Genomic DNA, 19,533 nt, shown 5'->3' with positions numbered 1-19,533 from the left:
CGCCGACGGCTACGTGGTCACCACACCCACCCGCGCCGTCGAGTTCGGCTATCCACCGGGACCCGGTCAGTCGGCGTGCACTTCAAGCCGTGGGGGCCGGCGCCGTTCCTGCCGACCAGGAAACCGAGGATGATGAGGATGATCCCCCAGAGGAGGTCGCGCCTGGCAAGGATCACGTAGATCCCAGCGATGACGAGCGTGATGGCGAGGACCCAAAGCAAGATCGCCATGAAGGAAACAGGCGCCGAGTCGTTTGTCGGCGCGCTTGGACCTGCGGTCTTGCTGGGGGATCTTTCTGTCGCGCTTGGCGTTGAAGCCGGCTTTGACTGCGTAACCGACACCGAGGCTTTCGGCGTGCCGGTTGCCGTCACCTCCCGATCATGCTGGTAGGCGAGATAGGCGATGACGACGGCAACCACGGCAAGCAGGACTGCCAACACCGCAGAGATCTCGGCAAGAACCGTGAGACGTGGTCTGCGCGAACCGTCCGACATTCGTCCCATCCTCACACTGATCTCTGGCGCAGCACGAAACCCGTGGTCCATAGCCCGTAGCCCCGTTTCCGCGGTGCCGGATCCGGGGGACGGCGCCAATCTCAACAACATCGCTCCGAGGGACGGTCCCGTTAGCGTCCCATGGAGGACGGAGTAATGCCAGAAAGCCCGCGCGACCCGAGGCTCTACACCACCTCCCACAAGGAGGGGCCGCACCGGCGCCGGCACTACAGTGCGAGCGTCATGCTGGCCGGCGGCGTCTCGGTCGACGATCGACGACCGGCTGTTCCGTCCGCGCGAGGTCTCTCACGGAACAGTGATCATTTAAGCCCTACGCACAAAACAGCGAACCCCGCCTCCCAGCACCGGCAGGCGGGGTTTTCGCATGTCAGCGGTTACATGGCCAGGTGGCGGCTGATCACCAGGCGCTGGATCTGGTTGGTGCCCTCGAAGATCTGCATGATCTTGGCCTCGCGCATGTAACGCTCGACCCGGAACTCCCGCGTGTACCCGTACCCGCCGAACACCTGCACCGCGTCCGTAGTGACCTTCATCGCCGCGTCCGTCGCGACCAGCTTGGCGATGCTGGCCTGCTTGCTGTACGGCAGGCCAGCGTCGCGCCGCCGGGCCGCGTCGAGGTAGGTGGCGCGCGCGCTCTCCACCCCCGCCGCCATGTCCGCCAGCAGGAACCCGAGCCCCTGGTGGTCGATGATGCGCTTGCCGAACGTCTGGCGCTCCTTGGCGTAGGCCACGGCCTCGTCGAGCGCGGCCTGGGCGAGGCCGGTGGCGCAGGCGGCGATGCCGAGCCGCCCCGAGTCGAGGGCGCTGAAGGCGATCTGCAGCCCCTGGCCTTCCTCGCCGATCAGGCGGTCCTCCTCCAGGATCGCCCCGTCCCAGTGGGCGCTGGTGGTCGGCACGGCGTGCAGCCCCATCTTCTCCTCGGGCCGCCCGAACGTCAGCCCGTCGGCGGCCCCCGGCGCGAGGAAGCAGGAGATGCCCCGCGAGCCCTCCCCGGTCCGGACGAACAGCGCGTAGAAGTCGGCGAGGCCGCCGTGGGTGATCCACGCCTTGTTGCCGGTGATCCGGTAGCCGGTCTCCACCCGCTCCGCCTTGCAGGTCAGCGCCCCGGCGTCGGACCCGGCCTGGGGCTCCGACAGGCTGTAGCCGCCGATCAGGCGCCCGGCCAGCATGTCGGGCAGCCACCGCTCGCGCTGCGCGGGGGTGCCGTAGGCGGAGACGGGGAAGCAGGCGAGGGTGTGCACGCTGGTGGCGACCGCGACGGCCGCCCACCGCATCGCCAGCTCCTCGATCACCTGCAGGTAGACCTCGTACGGCTGCCCGCCGCCGCCGAGCTCCTCCGGGTACGGCAGCCCGAGCAGCCCCGCCGTGCCCAGCGTGGCGAACAGCCCCTCCGGGTACGTCTCGGCGCGCTCGTGTTCGTCGACCCGGCGCGCGAGCTCCTTGTCGGCGATCTCGCGGGTCAGCTCGATGAGATCCCTGGCGTCCTGGTCGGGCAGCAGCCGGTCAACGGTCACGATCTCTCCTGGCTCATAACGGGCTCGTCCAGCCGCGCGAGCGCGGCCTTGGCGCGGTCGCGGAACTCGGCGACCCGGGCGAGCTTGATGTCCTCGTACCCCCGGATCAGGTCGGGCAGGCCCGCGATCTCCGCGACCACCTCGGCGCCGCCGGGGGTGAGCTTGTCCAGCGCGGTCCGCATCAGGTCGCGGTATTCGACGACCAGCTCGCGTTCGACCCGCCGTACGTGGGCGTGGCCGAAGACGTCGAACATCGTGCCGCGCAGCACCTTGGCGGCCCGCAGCCCGCGGAACAGGACCCCGGCGGAACGGCGGACCTTGATCTTACGCTTGAGCCCCATCGCCCGCAGCAGCGGCGGGTGCAGCAGCACCGACACGACCGCGTCCGGGCCGTACTCGCGCTCCCTCCGCTCCTTCTCCACGGGGTCGAGGTGCAGGCGGGCGACCTCGTACTCGTCCTTGTAGGCCATGAGCTTGTGCAGGGCGCGGGCGTACGCGAGCCCGATGCGGGTGCCCGCCTCCTCGCCCGCCCGCTTGACCGCGGTGGCCGCCACCTGCCGCACGTCCTCCTCGTACGAACGGGCGTAGGCGGCGTTCTGGTAGCCGGTCAGGTCGGCGACGCGGGTGGCCACCACCTCGTCCAGCCCCTCGGTGACCGTGACCTCAGGAGAGGGGACCTCGACCACGGTCGCGCGGCCCCAGCGGAAGGCGGCGAGGTTCTGCTCGACGGCGGCCCCGTTCAGCGTGATGGCCCGCTCGATGGCGGCGGCGGAGACCGGCAGGCAGCCGTGCTGGTAGGCGGCGCCGAGGAGGAGCAGGTTCACCGGCATGTGGTCGCCGAACAGGCTCTCCGACAGCCCCTGGGCGTCCAGGCACTCGACGCGCCTGGTGGCGGACTCGACGCGGGCGACCGCGTCCGCGTGCCCCGGCACGGCCACGCGTCCGGTCACCATGGCGGCGGTCGGGACGACGGAGGTGTTCAGGATGGCGACCGTGCGTTCGGGCGAGGCGGTGGCCAGGTTCGACTCGGCCGCCGCGCCCAGCAGGTCGAACCCGATCAGCACGTCCACGTTCCCCGGCGTGGCCCGCACGGAGCCCTCCAGGGGCCGTGCCGAGATCCGCACGTCGCTGACCACGGGCCCGCCCTTCTGCGCGAGCCCGGTCTGTTCGAGCCCGGACGCGTGCAGGCCGTCGAGGTGGGCCGCCATCTGCAGGATCTGCGAGACGGTGACGACGCCGGTGCCGCCGATGCCGGGCATCCGGATCAGGGCCTCGCCGGGCCGGCTCGCGGGCTCCGGCACCTCGGCGGGCGGCGGCGGAGCCTGGCGACGGGGTACGGTACCCGGCTCCACCAGCAGGAACGACGGGCAGTCGCCCTTGAGGCAGCTCAGGTCGGAGTTGCAGGAGGCCTGGTGGATGCGGGTCTTGCGGCCGTACTCGGTCTCGACCGGCTGCACGGACAGGCACGTCGACACCTCGCCGCAGTCGCCGCAGCCCTCGCAGACCCGCTCGTTGATCACGACCTTCTCCGTGGGCGTGGGCAGCTTGCCGCGCTTGCGCAGCCGCCGCTCCTCGGCCGCGCACCGGTCATCGTGGATCAGCACGGTCACGCCGTCGAGGGCGGCCAGTTCCTTCTCCACCTCGGGCAGGTCGTCGCGGTGCCGCACCGACGCGATCCCCGCCAGCCGCACGTCCCGGTACGTCTCCGGCTCCGGCGAGGTGACCACGATGCGGCGCACGCCCTCGATGGCCAGCTCGTGCGTCAGCGCCGGCACGTCCAGCCGGCCCTCCGCGCGCTGGCCGCCGGTCATGGCCACGGCGTCGTTGTAGAGCAGCTTGTACGTCATCGTCACCCCGGCGGCGACGGCGGCCCTGATCGCCAGGGAGCCGGAGTGGTGGAAGGTGCCGTCGCCGAGGTTCTGCACGAAGTGCCGGTCCTCGGTGAACGGCGCCAGCCCGAACCACTGCGCGCCCTCGCCGCCCATCTGCGTGAGGCCCACCTGGGTGCCACGGCCGTGACCGTCCAGGGCGATCATGGCGTGGCAGCCGATGCCCACCCCGACCAGCGTGCCGTCGGAGGTGCGGGTGGAGGTGTTGTGGGGGCAGCCGGAGCAGAAGTACGGGGTGCGCGCGGCCACCAGCGGCAGCATGCGCCGCGGCCGGACCTTCGCGCGCGGGACCAGGTCGATGCCCAGGCAGGTGGCGACGGCCTTGGCCACGTCCTCGGCGCCCAGGGTGCCGCGGGCGGTCAGCAGGTCGCGGCCCACGACCGCCGGCACGCGCGCCCTCCCGTACAGGGCCTGCTTGAGCTGCCCCTCCAGGAACGGCACCTTGTCCTCGACCACCAGCACCTTGTCCAGGTCGGCGGTCATGGCGGCCAGGTCGTCGTAGGCGAGCGGGAACGGCATCCCGAGCCGGATCAGCCGGATCCCGCGCTCGTCCAGCGCCGCCGCGTCCAGGCCGAGGTCGGCCAGGGCGCGCAGGACCACCGCGTACGTGGTGCCGGAGGCCAGGATGCCCAGGGCGGTGTTGCCCGCTCCCGACATCACCCGGTTGAGGCCGTGCTCGCGGGCGTACTCGCGGGCCAGGTCGAGGCGGCGGGTGAGCATGTCGTGCTCGGCGTCCAGCGCGGCGGGGCCGAGCAGGAGGGGGGCGGCGCCGCGGTCTCGCTTGTCGGGCATCGGGATGCCGGTGCGGAGCGGGCCGAGGTCCACCGTGGCGGACGCGTCGGCGATGTCCGCGACGATCTTCAGCCCGGCCCAGAGCCCGGTGGCGCGCGACAGGGCCACCGCGTGCAGCCCGAACTCGACGATCTCCGCGACCGAGCCGGGCGCGAGCAGCGGCATGGACAGGCTCTGGCACATGGGCTCGCACGTGCTGGGCAGCGTGGAGGACTTGCAGCCGGGGTCGTCGCCGATCCAGGCCACCGCGCCGCCGAGGGGCGCCGTGCCGGCCGTGTTGGCGTGCCGGATGGCGTCGGCGGCGCGGTCGAGGCCGGGGTTCTTGCCGTACCAGAAGCCGGTGACGCCGTCGTGGCGGCGGCCCGGCACCTGGTCGAGCAGCTGGGTGCCGGCCACCGCCGTGGCGGCCAGCTCCTCGTTCAGGCCCGCCTGGAAGACCACGCCGGCCGGCTCCAGGAACCGCGCAGCCCGCTTCATCTCCAGGTCCACGCCTCCCAGCGGCGAACCCTGGTAGCCGGTGACGAACACACGCGTGTCCAGCCCGTGTTCCTCGTCCAGTCGGCGCTGCTCCAGCGTCAGGCGCACCAGGGCCTGGATGCCGGAGATGAGCACCCGGCCGTCGTGTGCCGTGTACTTGTCGTCGAGCGACACTGTTGGCTCGCTCACGCTCGAACCTCCTGGCCTCGTACTTGTGTGCCAAGCACAGCAACGCGGGATGATATGCGCAAGTATTAGATGAGAAAGTGCCCGGAAGACGCAAACTATGTGAACACTTGGGCTTGGTAGCTGACGTTCTTTGCGCCTGAGGAAGGGGTTCTCGCATGCCTGATGTGGACGACATCGATCACCGCATCCTCCGGCTGCTGCGGGAGGACGGGCGCAGGACGTTCTCGGAGATGGCGGAGCTGGTCGGGCTGTCGGTCGCGGCGGTGAAGCGGCGGGTCGACCGGCTCAGGGATCTCGGCGTGATCACGGGGTTCACGGTGCAGATCGACTACGCCAAGCTGGGGTGGGGGATCGAGGCGTTCACGGAGCTACGTTATCCGGGCACGACTCCCGTGAGCGAGATCGTCCGCACCGCCACGGACGTGCCCGAGGTGCAGGCGGTGTTCACGATCGCGGGCGACCCGGACGCCCTGATCCACGTGCGGGTACGCGACCTCGGGCATCTGCAGCAGGTCATCGACCGGCTGCGGCGGGCCGGGGACGTGACCGGGACCAAGACGCTGCTGGTGCTCGGCTCGTGGACCCGCGACGCGCTGTCCCCTCGCGCTCGCTGATTATCACCGCTTCTTGCCTGCTTCGGCGGGGGCCTCCTTCCGGGGAGGGGCCGGGTTCCGAGTATGGTCCCGGCGGGAGAAGTGCCGTACGAGCAGGCTGATCGCCAGGAGGACGGCGAGGCCCAGGCCGAGCCCCCAGCCCGACACGCCGGCCAGCGGAAGGTCGTCGCCCTCCGGCTCCGGGTCCTCACCGCCGGACGCCGGCCGGGGCCCGCGATGGGCGGGTTCCCCGCCGACCCCCACCTGGTATCCGCCCTCATGGAGACCTTCCGGGTACGGCACCTGGCCGGGCCCTGCCTTCTCGCCGAAACCCGCGGGACCGGGACCCGGCTGGACCGGCCCCTGACCGGGGACGGGCTGGAGCGAACCCGGGCCGGGCGGGGGCGGAACGTAGCCCTCGCCGGGGACGGGCTGCGGAGGCCCGGCGTCGTCGACCGCCGTGGGGCCCGGAGCGGGGCCCGGCTCCGCCGTGACGGAGGGCACCGGATCGGCCGTGGGCCCGGGGGCCGGTTCCGTGGGGGTGTCGGGGCTCGGCGTCGGCCGCGGAGCCGGGGCCGGATCGGGAATGGCGGTTGCGCATCCGCCGCCCCCGGCCGGGCCCTCCACCGGCGCGTCCTCCGAACCGCCCGTGTTGCCGTGGGCGCAGTCGTCGACGGCGCCGTCCGGGCCCGCGGCCTCCGGACGTCCCTTGACCCGCGCCCGGGTCGGGCTGACCATCCGCGTCGAGCCGCTGCCCATCCCCCAGGCCGTGACCTCGACGCGGTTGAGGACGTGCGCGCCCTCCGGGACGCCCGGGTCGATCGTGACCGGGATCTCGTAGCTCACGCTCTGCCCGGCGGGGAGCGTCAGCCCGGGGCCGCCGCAGGCGACGGCGCTGCCGTGCCTGATGAGGGAGCAGTCGTCGGGGATCGGGCCCGGGATCGCGTTGCGGTCCAGCGTGTCGATGACCGTCACGTTCTGGGCGGCCCGGTCCCCGGCGTTCGTGACGGTGACCGAGTAGACCGACTCCCCGCCGATCACCATCGGCTCCGGGCTCACGACCCCGGTGATCCGCAGGTCCGGGCTCCCGGGCACGCGGGCCGCGGCCGGCAGCGGCGGCGGCGAGGAAGATCCGTACACCCCGGTCCACCCGCCCACGGCGAGGAGCGCGATGACCGCCGCGATCCCGGGCATGCCCATGTCGTCCTCCCCGCCTGACCGCGCCGTGCCGCTCGACCGGGGACGATCCTCCTCTCAACCGCCCTGCTCACGGGGCGGTCCGACCGGAACCATGCGCCGCCGTGGCGAACCCTTTGCCCGGCCGCCCGGCAGGCGTTCCGCGCTGGACGAACACCCGCCCGCCGGGGATCAAGGACGCGTACCGTCGGGGTCATGTCCGATGCCGCGCGCTACGACGAGATCGCCGACTTCTACGCCTCCGGCTGGACCGACGTCATCGACGACCCGGCCTCCGTGCGCCTGCTCGAGCTGCTGGGGCCGGTCGCGGGCGCGCGGGTGCTGGAGATCGCCTGCGGCCACGGCCGGATCAGCCGCGAGCTGGCCCGCCGGGGCGCCGCCGTCGTGGGCGTGGACGTCTCCGAGGCCCTGATCGCGAAGGCGAGGGCCGCCGAGCGGGACGCCCCGCTGGGCATCCGCTATCTCCACGCGAACGTCTCCCGGCCCGGCCTCCTGGATCCTCCCCCGTTCGACGCGGTGGTCTGCAGTTTCGGCCTCTCCGACATCGACGACCTCGAAGGCGCCGTCGCCACCGCCGCCGGCGCGTTGCGGCCCGGAGGGGTCTTCGCCTGTTCGATCCTGCACCCGTGCTTTCCCGGCGGCCCGGGGGTGTCCGGCTCCTGGCCCGGGGACGCGCGCTACCACGCCGAGGGCTGGTGGCGCGCCGACGGGGAGCTGTCCACGCTGCGCCGCCAGGTGGGCGCCAACCACCGTACGCTCTCGACGTACGTCAACACCTTCCGCCGCCACGGACTGTGGGTGGACGAGTTCGCCGAGCCCGAGCCGGCTCCCGTGTGGGCGGCGAAACGGCCGGGAGCGGCCCGGTTCCCCGTGTTCCTCGTCATAAGGTGCGTCAAGGAATTACGGGAATCGGGGGTGTCACCACCCTGATCTTTCACTGAGGCGGGGTGTAGGGCGGGAGGTTGAAGCGGGTGCGGATGGTCCGCTGGACCGTCGCCTTGTCCTCCCGGGCGTCGACGGTCATCACGTACTCCTTGCCCCGGAACAGCTCCACCACCGGGTCGATCTTGCTGTGGTAGTCGCGCAGGCGTCTGGCCAGGGCGTCCGGGGTGTCGTCCGCACGGGTGACCAGTTCGCCGCCGCAGACGTCGCACCGGCCCTCCTCCGCCGGCCGGTGGGCGATGAGGTTGTAGTCCATGCCGCAGCGTGAGCACAGGCGGCGGGCCAGGACGCGGCGGCGCACCTCCTCGTCCGGCAGGTCCAGGTGGATCACCCCGTCGATGTCGTAGCTCTCCAGGAAGAACTCCGCCTGGCGGCGGTTGCGGGGGAAGCCGTCGATGATGAAGCCGTAGTTCCAGTCGTGCTGCTGGAGCCGGTCCCGGACCACGGACTCCACCAGGTCGTCCCCCACCAGTTCGCCGGCCGCGACCAGGCGGCGGACCTGGGCGCCCAGCTTGGTGTGGTTCTTGACGTGCCAGCGGAAGATGTCGCCGACGCTGATGTGCACGAGGTCGAGGTCGCCGGCGAGCATGGCGCTCTGGGTGCCCTTGCCGCTGCCCTGAACGCCGAGGATCACGTATTTGCGCATATGTCCCCCGTTCCCCGCCGAGAAACTTGCGCAGCGTGAGTTGATACGTAGATTTCCGGATGCTTCACACAGCGGTTGTACCGGAAGGTGGGTTCATGCGCGCGCTGACCGTGTTCCTGTCCAGCCTGCTCCTTGCCACGGCGCTCTCCGCCCCAGCCGAAGCTGGGGCGAAACCGACCGCCCTGACGTCCGACGTCGTCTTCCAGCGGGCCGACTTCGCCACCGGCACGTACGAGGGCACCACGGCCGGCGACGGCCTGTCGTTCGGCACGGCCGCCGGCACCGTCTCCTACACCGACGCGCTCGGCACCAAAACCTGGGAGTACGCCCGCTGGACCGGCCCCGAGCGGGCCATCGGGTTCGACGCCACCGAGCTGGTCGCGTCCTGGACCGCCGACGTGCCCCCGGGCAGCTGGATGCAGGTCGAGGCCAGGGCCAGGAACGCCGAGGGGCTGACCAAGTGGTTCTCGCTCGGCCGCTGGGCGTACGCGGAGGGCGACATCCGCCGCACCTCCGTGCCGGGACAGGGCGACGCCGACGCGAACGTGTCGGTGGACACGCTGGTCGCGGCGGCGGGCAAGCCCATCACCGCCTACCAGCTGCGCCTCACCCTCTACCGCGCGCCCGGCTCCGCGGTCACGCCGCGCGTGCGCACGTCCGGCGTCATGGCCTCCAACGTGCCCGAGCGCAAGACCGTGCCGGTCAGCCCGGGCGGGATCGCCTGGGGGACGGAGCTCGCCGTGCCGCGCCGCTCCCAGAACGTCCACCAGGGCCACTACCCCGAATGGGACGGCGGCGGCGAGGCCTGGTGCAGCCCGACCTCGACCACCATGGTCCTCGGCTACTGGGACAAGTGGCCGAGCGCGCAGGACACCTCCTGGGTCGACCCCTCCGACCCCAACCCCGAGGTCGACTACGCCGCCCGCTACACCTACGACCACGCCTACCAGGGCGCCGGCAACTGGCCGTTCAACACCGCCTACGCCGGACGCTACGGGATGGACGGGTTCGTCACGCGGCTGCGGTCGCTGACCGAGCTGGAGCTGCTGATCAAGGCGGGCGTCCCGGTCATCACCTCGCAGTCGTTCAAGAAGGGCGAGCTGCCCGGCGCCGGCTACGGCACCAACGGGCACCTCATGGCGATCGTGGGCTTCACGTCGTCGGGTGACGTGATCGCCAACGACCCGGCGTCGTCCGACAACGCCGCCGTGCGGCACGTCTATCCCCGGGCGGACTTCGAGAACGTGTGGCTGCGGAGCTCCAGCAGCGGCGGCGTCACGTACATCATCCACCCGCCCGGCCACGCGCTGCCCGCCACGACGCCGGGGCTGCCCGCCAACTGGTGATCCCCGGCCCGGCACGGGATCTCGACGGAAGGTCGGAAAGGTGCGTACCCTGGCAACCGGGAGTTGTCGGGGGATCACGAGGCGCACTCGGGGTGGCGCCTCTCAGCACGTGCCGCCCGCCGACCTTCCTCGCCGTGGAGCGCCGGATGACCGACGACGAATCCGCAACCGTCGAAAGGCCACGACCCCGCTGGAACGGTCCATCCCTCCTGTTGTCGTCCGGTGGCGCCCGCGTCCTGGTGGCGGGCACGGGGACGCATCGGCCCGCGTCACCGCTGCCGGCGGTGCCCGCCGTGCCGGCGACGGTCACGGACGTCGGGCGGTGCCTGGTCGAGCGCGGCGGGCTGGCGCCGGCCCACCTGACCGTACTGCTGGACCCGCCGACCCCCGCCGACCTGGGGCAGGCGCTGGACCGGCTGGCCCAGGAGGCGACGTCCGTCCTGATGTTCTACTACGTCGGCCACGGCCTGATCGGCCCGGACAACGAGCTGTACCTGGCCACCCGCGCCACCGTGGACCTCGGCCGGGGCGCGCCCGGATACCAGGCGCTGCCGTACGGAGTCGTGCGCCAGATCCTGTCCGCGTCGCGGGCCGAGCTCGTCGTCGTGGTCCTGGACTGCTGCTTCGCCGGCCGCGCCCAGGGGGCGTCGTCACAGGCGGTGGAGCGGGTGTTCGACTCGATGTGGCAGGGCGCGTACCTGCTCACGTCGTCGAGCAGGGGCGAGAACTCCTGGGCGCTGCCCGGCGTCCGGCACACGGCCTTCAGCGGCGCGCTGCTGAGGCTGCTGAACGCGGGTGACCCGGCGGGGCCCTCGGTGTTCACGCTGGACCACGTCTACCACACCCTCGCCCGCAGGCTCCCCGACGCCGGCTTCCCCCGGCCCCGCCGCCAGGCCACCGACCTGGGCGATCGCCGCGCCTTCGCGGTCAACCCGGCATATGTCGCCCCGCGCTCGCAGCCGGTCCCGCCGGTGGCGGAGGCCGGCGACGAGGCCAGCCCGTACCGGGGACTGGCCGTGTACGGGACCGAGGACGCGGAGGTGTTCTTCGGGCGGCAGGAGCTGACCAGGTCGCTGGTGGCGCGGGTGCGGGAGGCGTTCGGGAGCGGGCGCCCGCTGATCGTGACGGGTCCTTCCGGGGCGGGGAAGTCGTCGGTGCTGCGGGCCGGGCTGATCCCGGCGCTGCGGCACGAGGTGGCGGAGGAGCTGTCGTGCGTCGTACTGGCCCCGGGCGCGGACCCGTCGGCGGAGCTGGCCCGCAGGCTGAGCCCGGGCGCCCGGCGATTGTTGCTGGTGGTGGACCAGTTCGAGGAGGTCTTCACCGCGTGCGCGGACGAGCGGGCCAGGCGGCGCTTCGTCGAGGAGCTGGTCGCGCTCTCCAGGTCGGCGGCCGTGGTGACCTCCGTCCGGGCCGACTTCTTCGGGCACTGCGCGTCGTACCCGGGGCTGCTGGAGGCGATGCAGCGGCCCGCGATCGTCGGGCCCATGACCGTGACGCAGCTCCGGGCCGCGATCGAGGGCCCGGCCGCGCGGGCGGGGCTCTCCCTGGAGCCGGGGCTCACCGACCTGCTGCTCGAAGACGTCGGGGCCGGTGACGTGGAGCACTCCGGCGGCGTGCTGCCGCTGCTGTCCCACGCGCTGCTGGCCACCTGGCAGCGCCGTACGCAGGGGACGCTGACGATGGCCGCGTACCGGGCCTCGGGCGGCATCGCGCGGGCGCTGGCCACGAGCGCGGAGGAGACGCTGCGGCACCTCGGCGCGGACGTGGAGCCGATCGCGCGAGACCTGCTGGTACGACTGGTGCACCTCGACGAGCAGACCGACGACACGAGGAAGCGGGTGGCCCTGGCCGACCTGGCTCCTGCGGGCATCCCGCGGCAGGTCCTGGACGAGTTCGTGCGCGCGCGGCTGCTCACGGTGAACGAGGACGAGGCGGAGATCGCCCACGAGGCCCTCATCCGCGCCTGGCCCCGGCTAAGGAACTGGATCGACACCAACCGGGTCGACCTGCTCGTCCGCCAGCGCCTGGCCGAGGACGCTGAGACGTGGCAGCGGCAGGGCAGGGACCCGGCGTACCTGTACGCGGACAGCCGCCTCGCGGCGGCACAGGCGGCCGTGCGGGCGGCCCAGGCTGCCCAGGCCACGCGAGCGGCGACGAAGGCCGGGGAGGGCGGCTGGAGCGGCGGGCTCACGGCGACCGAGCGGGAGTTCCTGGACGCGGCGCTGCGGCGGCGCAGGCGGCGGACCTGGGTGGTCCGCCAGGTGATCGCCGCCCTCACGATCCTCCTCCTCGCCGCCGTGACCGCCGGCGTCCTGGCCCTGCGGCAGACCGGCGAGGTGACCAGGCAACGTGACCAGGCCGTCTCCACGCGGATCGCCGACTCCGCCAACGGCGCCGCCGACGCCTCGCTCGGCGCCCAGCTCTCCCTGGTCTCCTACCGCATCGCCGACACCCCGGAAGCCCGCGGCGCGCTGCTCGGCACACTCGCGCACCCGATCGGCGCCCGCCTGATCGGGCACCGGGGCCCGGTCGAGTGGGTGTCCTACCGCCCCGACGGCCGCATGATCGCCACCGCCTCCAGCGACGCCACCGCCCGGCTCTGGAACGTCTCCGACATCGCCCGCCCCAAGGCCGTGAGCGAGCTCAAGGGCCACACCGCGAGCCTGGTGAGAGCGGTGTTCAGCCCGGACGGGCGCGTGCTCGCGACCGCGTCCGTGGACCGGACCGCCCGGCTCTGGGACGTCTCCCACCCGGCCAGGCCACGTGCCCTGGCCACGCTCAAGGGCCACAAGAACAAGGTGAGCTCGGTCGCGTTCAGCCCCAAGGGAGGCGTCCTGGCCACCGTCTCCTACGACGGGACGACCCGGCTGTGGAACATCACCGACCCCGCCCGGCCCGCCCAGATCGCCCTCCTGCGGCAGAAGTACGTGCTCAACGACGTCGCCTTCAGCCCCGACGGGCGGCTGCTGGCGACCGCGGCGGGCGACGGAACCACCACGATCCGGGACGTGCTGGACCCGGCGCGGCCCGGCGAGGCGACGGTGCTGAGCGCGCCGGACGACGGCGGCACCTGGAGCGTGACCTTCGCCCCCGGCGGCCTCCATCTGGCCACCGCCTCCACCACCGGCACGCTCCACCTCTGGGACGTCACCGCCGCCAAGCGCGTCGGCACCGCGCGGGGCCGGGGCTCCTTCGTGTACGACGTCACGTTCAGCCCCGACGGCAAGCTGCTGGCCAGCGCCGCCACCGACGCCTCCGTCACCCTGTGGGACGTCTCGAGCCCGGCCGAGCCGCGGCGCACGAGCGCCCTGACCGGGTTCGCGAACACGGTGACCGCGGCCGCGTTCAGCCCGGACGGCCGCACGCTCGCCACGTCGTCGGCGGACAGCATGGCCAGGCTGTGGAACGTCTCCGATCCCGCCCGCGTCTCCTACCGGGCCGGCCTCGCCGAGCACACCGGCCCCGTCAACGCGCTCTCGATCTCCCCGGACGGCCGGATCATGGCCACGGCCTCCGGCGACAAGACCGTCAAGCTCTGGGACGTCTCCGACCCGGGCCTGGCCAGGACGCTGTCCACGCTGTCCGGCCACACGGACATCGTCCTGACCGTGCGGTTCAGCGCGGACGGCCGCAGGCTCGTCAGCGGCTCCTCCGATCAGACGGCCAAGCTGTGGGACGTCTCCCGGCCGGCCGCCCCGAAGCTCGTGGCGACGATCGAGAAGCACGTGAACGCCGTGGAATCCGGCGCCTTCAGCCCGGACGGGCGGACGGTGGTGACGACGTCGCGGGACGGCCGGACGTACCTGTGGGACCTGGCCGATCCCCGGGCCCCCAAGCTGGTCTCCTCGCCGGGCGACGCCGACAACTGGCTGAACGCCTCCATGTTCAGCCCCGACGGCCGCATGCTCGCGATCGGCTCGGGGACCGGGGCCATCCGGCTCTGGGACGTGTCCAAGCCCGCCGCTCCACGACTGCTGGCCGACTACCCCGCGCACACCAACAGCGTGCTGGGGCTGACGTACAGCCGGGACGGCAGGACGCTGGCGTCGGCGGGCTCCGACGGGACGGCCAGGCTCTGGGACCTCACCCACCCCGAACGACCGGCGCAGGTGGCGGTCCTGTTGGGGCACACGCGCGCGGTCACCAGCGTGGCCTTCACCACCGACGGGCGCAGGCTGGCCACGGGGGCGCGCGACGGCACCATCCGGATCTGGAACCTCGCCGACCGGGCCCGGCCGGTCACGTGGGCGGTGCTCGCCGGGTCCAACTGGGTCAACGGCGTGGCGTTCACGCCGGACGGGAACGTCCTGGCCAGCGCGTCGGGCAGCGGGACGGCGCAGCTCTGGAGCATGGACGTGGAGCAGGCGCGGCAGCACGTCTGCGAGGTGTCCGGGATGACCATCACCCGGAGCGAGTGGGCCCAGTACGTGCCGGGGCTCCCGTACAGCCCGCCCTGCCAGGCGGGATGACGCCGTCGGAGGCAGGGAGATCGTACGTCTTGCGCCCGCGGATCTCCCTGGCCATAGACTTCGGTGAGATGGCGTAATCTCCCATGACCCACCCGCACTGCTCCGTCTGCCGAAAACCGTGAAGGGCCGACCTTGTCGCGAAAAGTAAGCACAAAAGGGGTGCTCACCGACGACGAGCGTGTCACGATCCGCGACGTGGCCGCCCGGGCAGGCGTGTCGGCCACCACGGTCTCCAGGGTGATCAAGGGTGACTACCCGGTCGCCCAGGCCACCAGGACGCGGGTGCTGCGGGCGATGCGCGACCTCGACTACGTGCTCAACGTGCACGCCCGCGCCCTGTCGGGGGCGAGCACGAAGATGGTGGCGTTCGTGCTCGACGACGTCACGGGGCCGTCCTTCGCGTACGTGGCCAAGGGCGTCGAGCAGCAGGCCACCGCCGAGGGCCGGCTGTGCATGGTGTGCACCACCCACGGCGACCCGGCCAGGGAGCTGGCCGTCGTGGAGGCGATGCGCGAGCAGCGGGCCGACGCGGTGATCCTGGTAGGGGGCGGCTCGCTGGACGACACCTACCGCGAGCGCATGTCCCACTTCGCCCACGCCCTCGACAAGGCGGGCTCCCGGCTGGTGCTGTGCGGGCGGCCGCCCCTCGGGGACGACGTGCCCACGACCGTCGTCGAGTACGACAACGAGGGCGGCGCCTACGCCATGACCAGCCACCTGCTGTCGCAGGGCCACCGGCGCATCGCCCTGCTCGGCGCCTCGTCCCCCGCCGACCGCAGCACCACGAAGGTCGACCGGGAACGCGGGTTCGTGCGGGCACACGAGTCCTTCGGGGTGCCGTACGACCCTGACCTGGTCATCCCGGCGGGGTTCGGCCGGGCCGACGGCTACGAGGGCACGCGGCGGCTGATCGCGCTCGGGGCACGGTTCACCGCGGTGTTCGCCGCGACCGACATGGTGGCCATCGGGGTGCTGGCGGCACTGCGGGAGGCGGGGCTGCGGGTGCCCGACGACGTGTCGCTGGTCGGCTACGACGACATCCCGTTCGCCGCCGACCTGGAGCCGGGGCTGACGACGGTGCACATCCCGACGGAGGAGCTGGGGCGCACGGCGGTCCGGCTCGCGCTCAACCGCGAGGAACGCCAGCACGTGGTCCTCGGCACCCACATCGTCGTCCGCAACTCCGTCCGCCCCCCGCTGCGAGGGCAGTAGGTGAGCCGGCGCTCACCCGCCCGTTGCCCGTCTGGGTGGTTGGCCTGCTGGACCCCGCCCCGGGCCAAAAGGTCTTCGCCATGAGAGCGCTTCGCGCTCGGGGGCTCAGGCGTTCTTGTTGAGGCGCCTTCGGCGCGACGACACCTTCGGTGTCCAGTCGCGCGCCCATCCCTTGACCGTCTGGGTGGTTGGCCGACTGATGCCCACCCCGGACCGGAATGCCACCGGCACCGTTGACCGACGGGCAATGGCGTAGTTGGCGGCCGACAAGAGCACACGACCACAGGCCTGAAGTACCCACCGGCCACCTCAAGTGCGAACTGGCGACTGAAGTGGCTCAGTCGCATTGGCGAGCCAAAGTTCGGACGTCATCCGAGGCGTCGTAGCAGGTAGGTAGCGCACTTGGCGCGCTTAACAACGGAGGGCAATCATAGAGGCACGTTCAGTGGAGGTGTCACAATGACTGCCGTGCATTTCGACAGCTATACCGAGGCTCGTGCGCATCTCAAAGCACTCTTGGACGCGGCTGAACGCGGCCGTGTGGCCACAGTGCGTCGCGAGTCGGCCACGACCGCCCTCGTAGACGTCGACAGATTGCGCCACTATCTCGCCGCGGTGACTCCATCTCGCGCACAAGCGGTTCCCGAGGACGGCGGTTGGTCGATCTTCATTCCCGGCCTGCCCCTCGCAGCCGACGGCCGGACCTTCTATGAGGCCGTCATCGAGATGGTCGATGCGCTGCGCGAATACGCCGAAGACTGGCAGGACCACTTGCTCGACGCCCCCAACCACCGCGAGAACTGGGGACTGGTGCAGTTGATCAGTCTCAGTGATGACGATCAGCTGCGTGAATGGCTGGTAGGGAAGGCCCGGTGATCTGGCCCCAACCCACGCGCGAGGACCACGATCGGTTCTGTCGGATCGAAGGCTGGCGTCCGGTACGGGACGCTCACGAACGAACTGGGACTCACCCTGTCACCTATGAGCTCGATCTTCCCGATGGCCGGATCCTGAGTACCCGGATCTCCCATCCGGTCGACCGAAGCACCTACGGCCGGAGCATGTGGAGTCACCCACTGCGTGATCAGCTGCAGGTGGACGAAACGACGTTCTGGGCATGCGTCAAGGACGGCGCTGTACCCGATCGCGGAACGCCCAAGCTGCCTCCAACGCATTGCCCGCTGATCCTGTTCAGCTGCTGATCTTCAAGGTGGGTCTTGATGAGGCCGAGGTCGCAGTGATGAGCAAGGAAGACGCCGTGGCCAGGATGCAAAATACTGGGGCTGAAGGCGTCTGATCTATCCCGCATCCAGTGAGGGCAGGCCGTACGCTCGTCGGCGCCCCGGCGAATCAGACGAGCTGGCACGGCTTCGGCCTTGGCAGAAACGGGCACAAGCGGCCACTGCCGAAGTGCCGCTGCAGCTCATCATGGGCAGGACCGGGCACAAGAACCCCCGCACCGCCATGCGCTACGCCAACCCCGGTGCTGAAGCCATCGCCATGGTGACCGAGGTTGTGGCATCCCGTCGCCGTACCCCCTAATCAACCCCAGTGGCGGCTCGCCACCGCTAGAGGAGTTCCGGGCCGTTTCGGCCGCGAAGCGAGAGGACTTACCTGCACTAACGCAATCGCGTGTACCTGGTGGCAGCAGTCTTGCCGACACCCCGGGTTGCCGGAAGCCTCCCCACGCGACACCGTGATCAGTGTGCTTGCCTCTCTCGGCTGCCCGTCCTTGGCTGGCCGGGCGGTGACCGTGTTCCCGAGGCACCTCTACAGGTCGGGATCAACAGAGTTGGATTCACAGCCATTGCTACCGGGACCCCATGACACGGAACGTGGCATCCCATGACTACGGCGAGCGCGTACAGTTGCATTTGCTGATAGGCGGCAAGGGTTGGGATCGAGTCAGGCGCCACGCTCACCCTGCCCAATCACCATCATGCTCGCGCTCGGGGGGGTCAGCTCCCGCGAAAACCACGACGAGTTCCAACCCGCCCCCCGGGTTGGGGCTCGCTCGCACGTCGGCTCCGTGAGCCTTCGCGATCGACGCGACGATCGACAACCCGAGCCCGGCGCCCTGTCCACGGGTCGTTTGCAGCCGCCGGAAGGGCTCGAAGAGATCACCGAAACGTTCCTGGGGCACGTGCGGGCCGGTGTTACGGACCGTCAAAACTCCACGGGAGAGCGTTATTTCAACGGTTCCGCCGGGATGGTTGTAGCGGGTCGCGTTGTCGACGAGGTTCGTGACGAGCTGGCTCAGCAGGATCGGATCCCCATCGACGACCAACGGTTCGATCCGCGTCGTCACGGTGACCTCGTCCGAGCCACCGTCGGCCAGTACGAGCAACACCACCTCGTCTAGGGCCACCGGCGCCCTGTTCTCAAGGCCGTGCTCCGCCTGGGCCAGGACCAGCAGGGCGTTGATGAGGCTCTCAGTGCGGTGGTTGTGGAATAGGAGCTTGTCGCGGATCTCACCGACGTCTTCAGGAAGGCCGATCTCGATCGCCGCTCGCTGGACGGCCAACGGGGTCCGTAGCTCGTGGGACGCGTTCGCGATGAACCGCCGCTGCCCCTCGACGGAGCGTTGGAGGCGGTCGAGCATGGCGTCAAACGTATCGGCCAGTTCCTTCAGTTCGTCCTTCGGCCCGATGAGCGCGATGCGTTCGTGCAGGGTCGACATGGACAGCCGCTGCGCCGTGGCGGTGATCCGGTGGACGGGCCGCAGGATCCGCCCGGCAACCAGCCAGCCGACGATCACTGACACCAGTGTAAGGATTCCGACCGTCGCCACGGTCACCCCCCACTGGTAGTCGATCACCTCGTCCACCAGATCGGGCAGCGTCGGCAGCTGATGGTCCGGGAGGCCCGGCGCCGCCGGCGCCACTGGGATCGGCCCGATCCGCCCGATCCTCCTGTCCAGCGCGTGGCGCAGCAGCAGGTTGACCGTGACCAGCAGCACGGTCGAGGTCAGCAAGAACAATCCGGAGTAGATCAGGGTGAGCCGTACCCGGACCGTCGTCACAGCACGTAACCCGCGCCGGGAACCGTCTGAATGCAGGGCGGATCGCCCAGCTTCGCGCGTAAGCGGCTGACCACGACCCGCACCACCGTCGTGAACGGGTCGACGTTCTCGTCCCATGCCTCTTCGAGCAGCCGTTCAGAGCTCACGACTGCGCCGTCCGCCCTCATCAGCACCTCAAGGACGGCGAACTCCTTGAGCGACAGATGCAGATGCCGCCCGTCCCGCGACGCCTGCAGCCGGTGGGTGTCGACCACGATCCCGTGCCGCGTCAGCACCGGCGGCACCTGCGCCTGGCTGCGCCGCCCCAACGCCTGCACCCGTGCGACCAGCTCGGCGTAGTCGAACGGCTTGGGCAGGTAGTCGTCGGCCCCCATCCCGAGGCCGGCCACCCGCTCCGGCACCGCCGCGGCCGCCGTCATCATCAGGATCCGCGCACGGCTCCCGCGCGCCACCAGCTCACGGCACACGAGGTCGCCGTGCATCTCGGGCAGGTCCCGGTCCAGTACGAGAACGTCGTAGTCGCTCACTGCCAGCCGCTCCGATGCGGCGACCCCGTCGTACACCACGTCGACGGCCATGGCGTGGCGACGCAACCCCACCGCCACAAAATCGGCCAGGTCTCGTTCGTCTTCGGCCACCAGAACCCGCATAGCGATGTTCGTACCCGAATCTGGGTAACAGCGGCGTTAACGGATCCGTTCACAGCCGCGCAACCCGCTTCCGGCCAGGC

The 19,533-nt window shown here is 71.2% G+C and carries 13 protein-coding genes; 6 read left to right on the top strand and 7 right to left on the bottom strand.

Annotated elements, in window-relative coordinates:
* Positions 1-17: 17 nt before the first annotated feature.
* From ACIBI9_RS17780 to ACIBI9_RS17770, 3 genes are all read right to left on the bottom strand, one after another.
* A complete protein-coding gene (locus ACIBI9_RS17780) occupies positions 18-494 on the bottom strand; it encodes a GPGG-motif small membrane protein (protein ID WP_397223173.1) in 477 nt (158 codons plus the stop codon).
* 395 nt (positions 495-889) lie between these two features.
* Positions 890-2,029 carry an acyl-CoA dehydrogenase family protein gene (locus ACIBI9_RS17775; RefSeq protein ID WP_397223172.1) on the bottom strand — a complete coding sequence of 380 codons (1,140 nt, stop codon included), beginning with the start codon at positions 2,027-2,029 and terminating at the stop codon, positions 890-892.
* A complete protein-coding gene (locus ACIBI9_RS17770) occupies positions 2,026-5,376 on the bottom strand; it encodes an indolepyruvate ferredoxin oxidoreductase family protein (RefSeq protein WP_397223170.1) in 3,351 nt (1,116 codons plus the stop codon). Before ACIBI9_RS17770 ends, ACIBI9_RS17775 begins: the two co-directional genes overlap by 4 nt.
* A gap of 155 nt (positions 5,377-5,531) precedes the next feature.
* On the opposite strand from ACIBI9_RS17770, the gene ACIBI9_RS17765 reads away from it, so the two are divergent.
* On the top strand, positions 5,532-5,990 hold the full coding sequence (locus tag ACIBI9_RS17765) for an Lrp/AsnC family transcriptional regulator (RefSeq protein WP_397223169.1): 459 nt from the start codon (positions 5,532-5,534) through the stop codon (positions 5,988-5,990).
* A gap of 3 nt (positions 5,991-5,993) precedes the next feature.
* On the opposite strand, the gene ACIBI9_RS17760 is transcribed toward ACIBI9_RS17765, so the two are convergent.
* Positions 5,994-7,169 carry a hypothetical protein gene (locus ACIBI9_RS17760; RefSeq protein ID WP_397223168.1) on the bottom strand — a complete coding sequence of 392 codons (1,176 nt, stop codon included), beginning with the start codon at positions 7,167-7,169 and terminating at the stop codon, positions 5,994-5,996.
* A 192-nt stretch (positions 7,170-7,361) separates the two neighbouring features.
* Here ACIBI9_RS17760 and ACIBI9_RS17755 point away from each other — a divergent pair, with 192 nt between their 5' ends.
* Positions 7,362-8,096: a class I SAM-dependent methyltransferase gene (locus ACIBI9_RS17755; RefSeq protein WP_397223167.1), complete on the top strand. Its 735-nt coding sequence runs from the start codon at positions 7,362-7,364 to the stop codon at positions 8,094-8,096.
* Positions 8,097-8,100: 4 nt separating this feature from the next.
* Here ACIBI9_RS17755 and ACIBI9_RS17750 read toward each other — a convergent pair whose 3' ends face one another.
* Positions 8,101-8,754: an adenylate kinase family protein gene (locus ACIBI9_RS17750; protein WP_397223166.1), complete on the bottom strand. Its 654-nt coding sequence runs from the start codon at positions 8,752-8,754 to the stop codon at positions 8,101-8,103.
* 95 nt (positions 8,755-8,849) lie between these two features.
* Here ACIBI9_RS17750 and ACIBI9_RS17745 point away from each other — a divergent pair, with 95 nt between their 5' ends.
* The 4 genes from ACIBI9_RS17745 (at position 8,850) to ACIBI9_RS17730 (ending at position 16,657) form a co-directional block, all read left to right on the top strand.
* Entirely contained in the window at positions 8,850-10,100 is a 1,251-nt protein-coding gene (locus tag ACIBI9_RS17745) for a C39 family peptidase (protein WP_397223165.1), read from the top strand.
* 146 nt (positions 10,101-10,246) lie between these two features.
* The gene (locus tag ACIBI9_RS17740; protein ID WP_397223164.1) at positions 10,247-14,569 is read left to right on the top strand and encodes a caspase family protein; all 4,323 of its coding nucleotides are present in this window, start codon (positions 10,247-10,249) and stop codon (positions 14,567-14,569) included.
* Between the two features lie 159 nt (positions 14,570-14,728).
* The gene (locus ACIBI9_RS17735; RefSeq protein ID WP_394492308.1) at positions 14,729-15,781 is read left to right on the top strand and encodes a LacI family DNA-binding transcriptional regulator; all 1,053 of its coding nucleotides are present in this window, start codon (positions 14,729-14,731) and stop codon (positions 15,779-15,781) included.
* Between the two features lie 459 nt (positions 15,782-16,240).
* Positions 16,241-16,657 carry a prevent-host-death protein gene (locus ACIBI9_RS17730; protein WP_397223163.1) on the top strand — a complete coding sequence of 139 codons (417 nt, stop codon included), beginning with the start codon at positions 16,241-16,243 and terminating at the stop codon, positions 16,655-16,657.
* Positions 16,658-17,699: 1,042 nt separating this feature from the next.
* Here the strand turns inward: ACIBI9_RS17730 and ACIBI9_RS17725 are convergent.
* Complete coding sequence (locus tag ACIBI9_RS17725) at positions 17,700-18,803, bottom strand: ATP-binding protein (RefSeq protein WP_397223161.1); 1,104 nt, start codon at positions 18,801-18,803, stop codon at positions 17,700-17,702.
* On the bottom strand, positions 18,800-19,453 hold the full coding sequence (locus tag ACIBI9_RS17720; protein ID WP_397223160.1) for a response regulator transcription factor: 654 nt from the start codon (positions 19,451-19,453) through the stop codon (positions 18,800-18,802). The genes ACIBI9_RS17725 and ACIBI9_RS17720 overlap by 4 nt, the downstream gene beginning before the upstream one ends.
* Between the last annotated feature and the right edge of the window lie 80 nt (positions 19,454-19,533).

This window comes from Nonomuraea sp. NPDC050451, from assembly GCF_044458585.1.
This window is presented reverse-complemented; position numbering and strand designations above follow the sequence as displayed.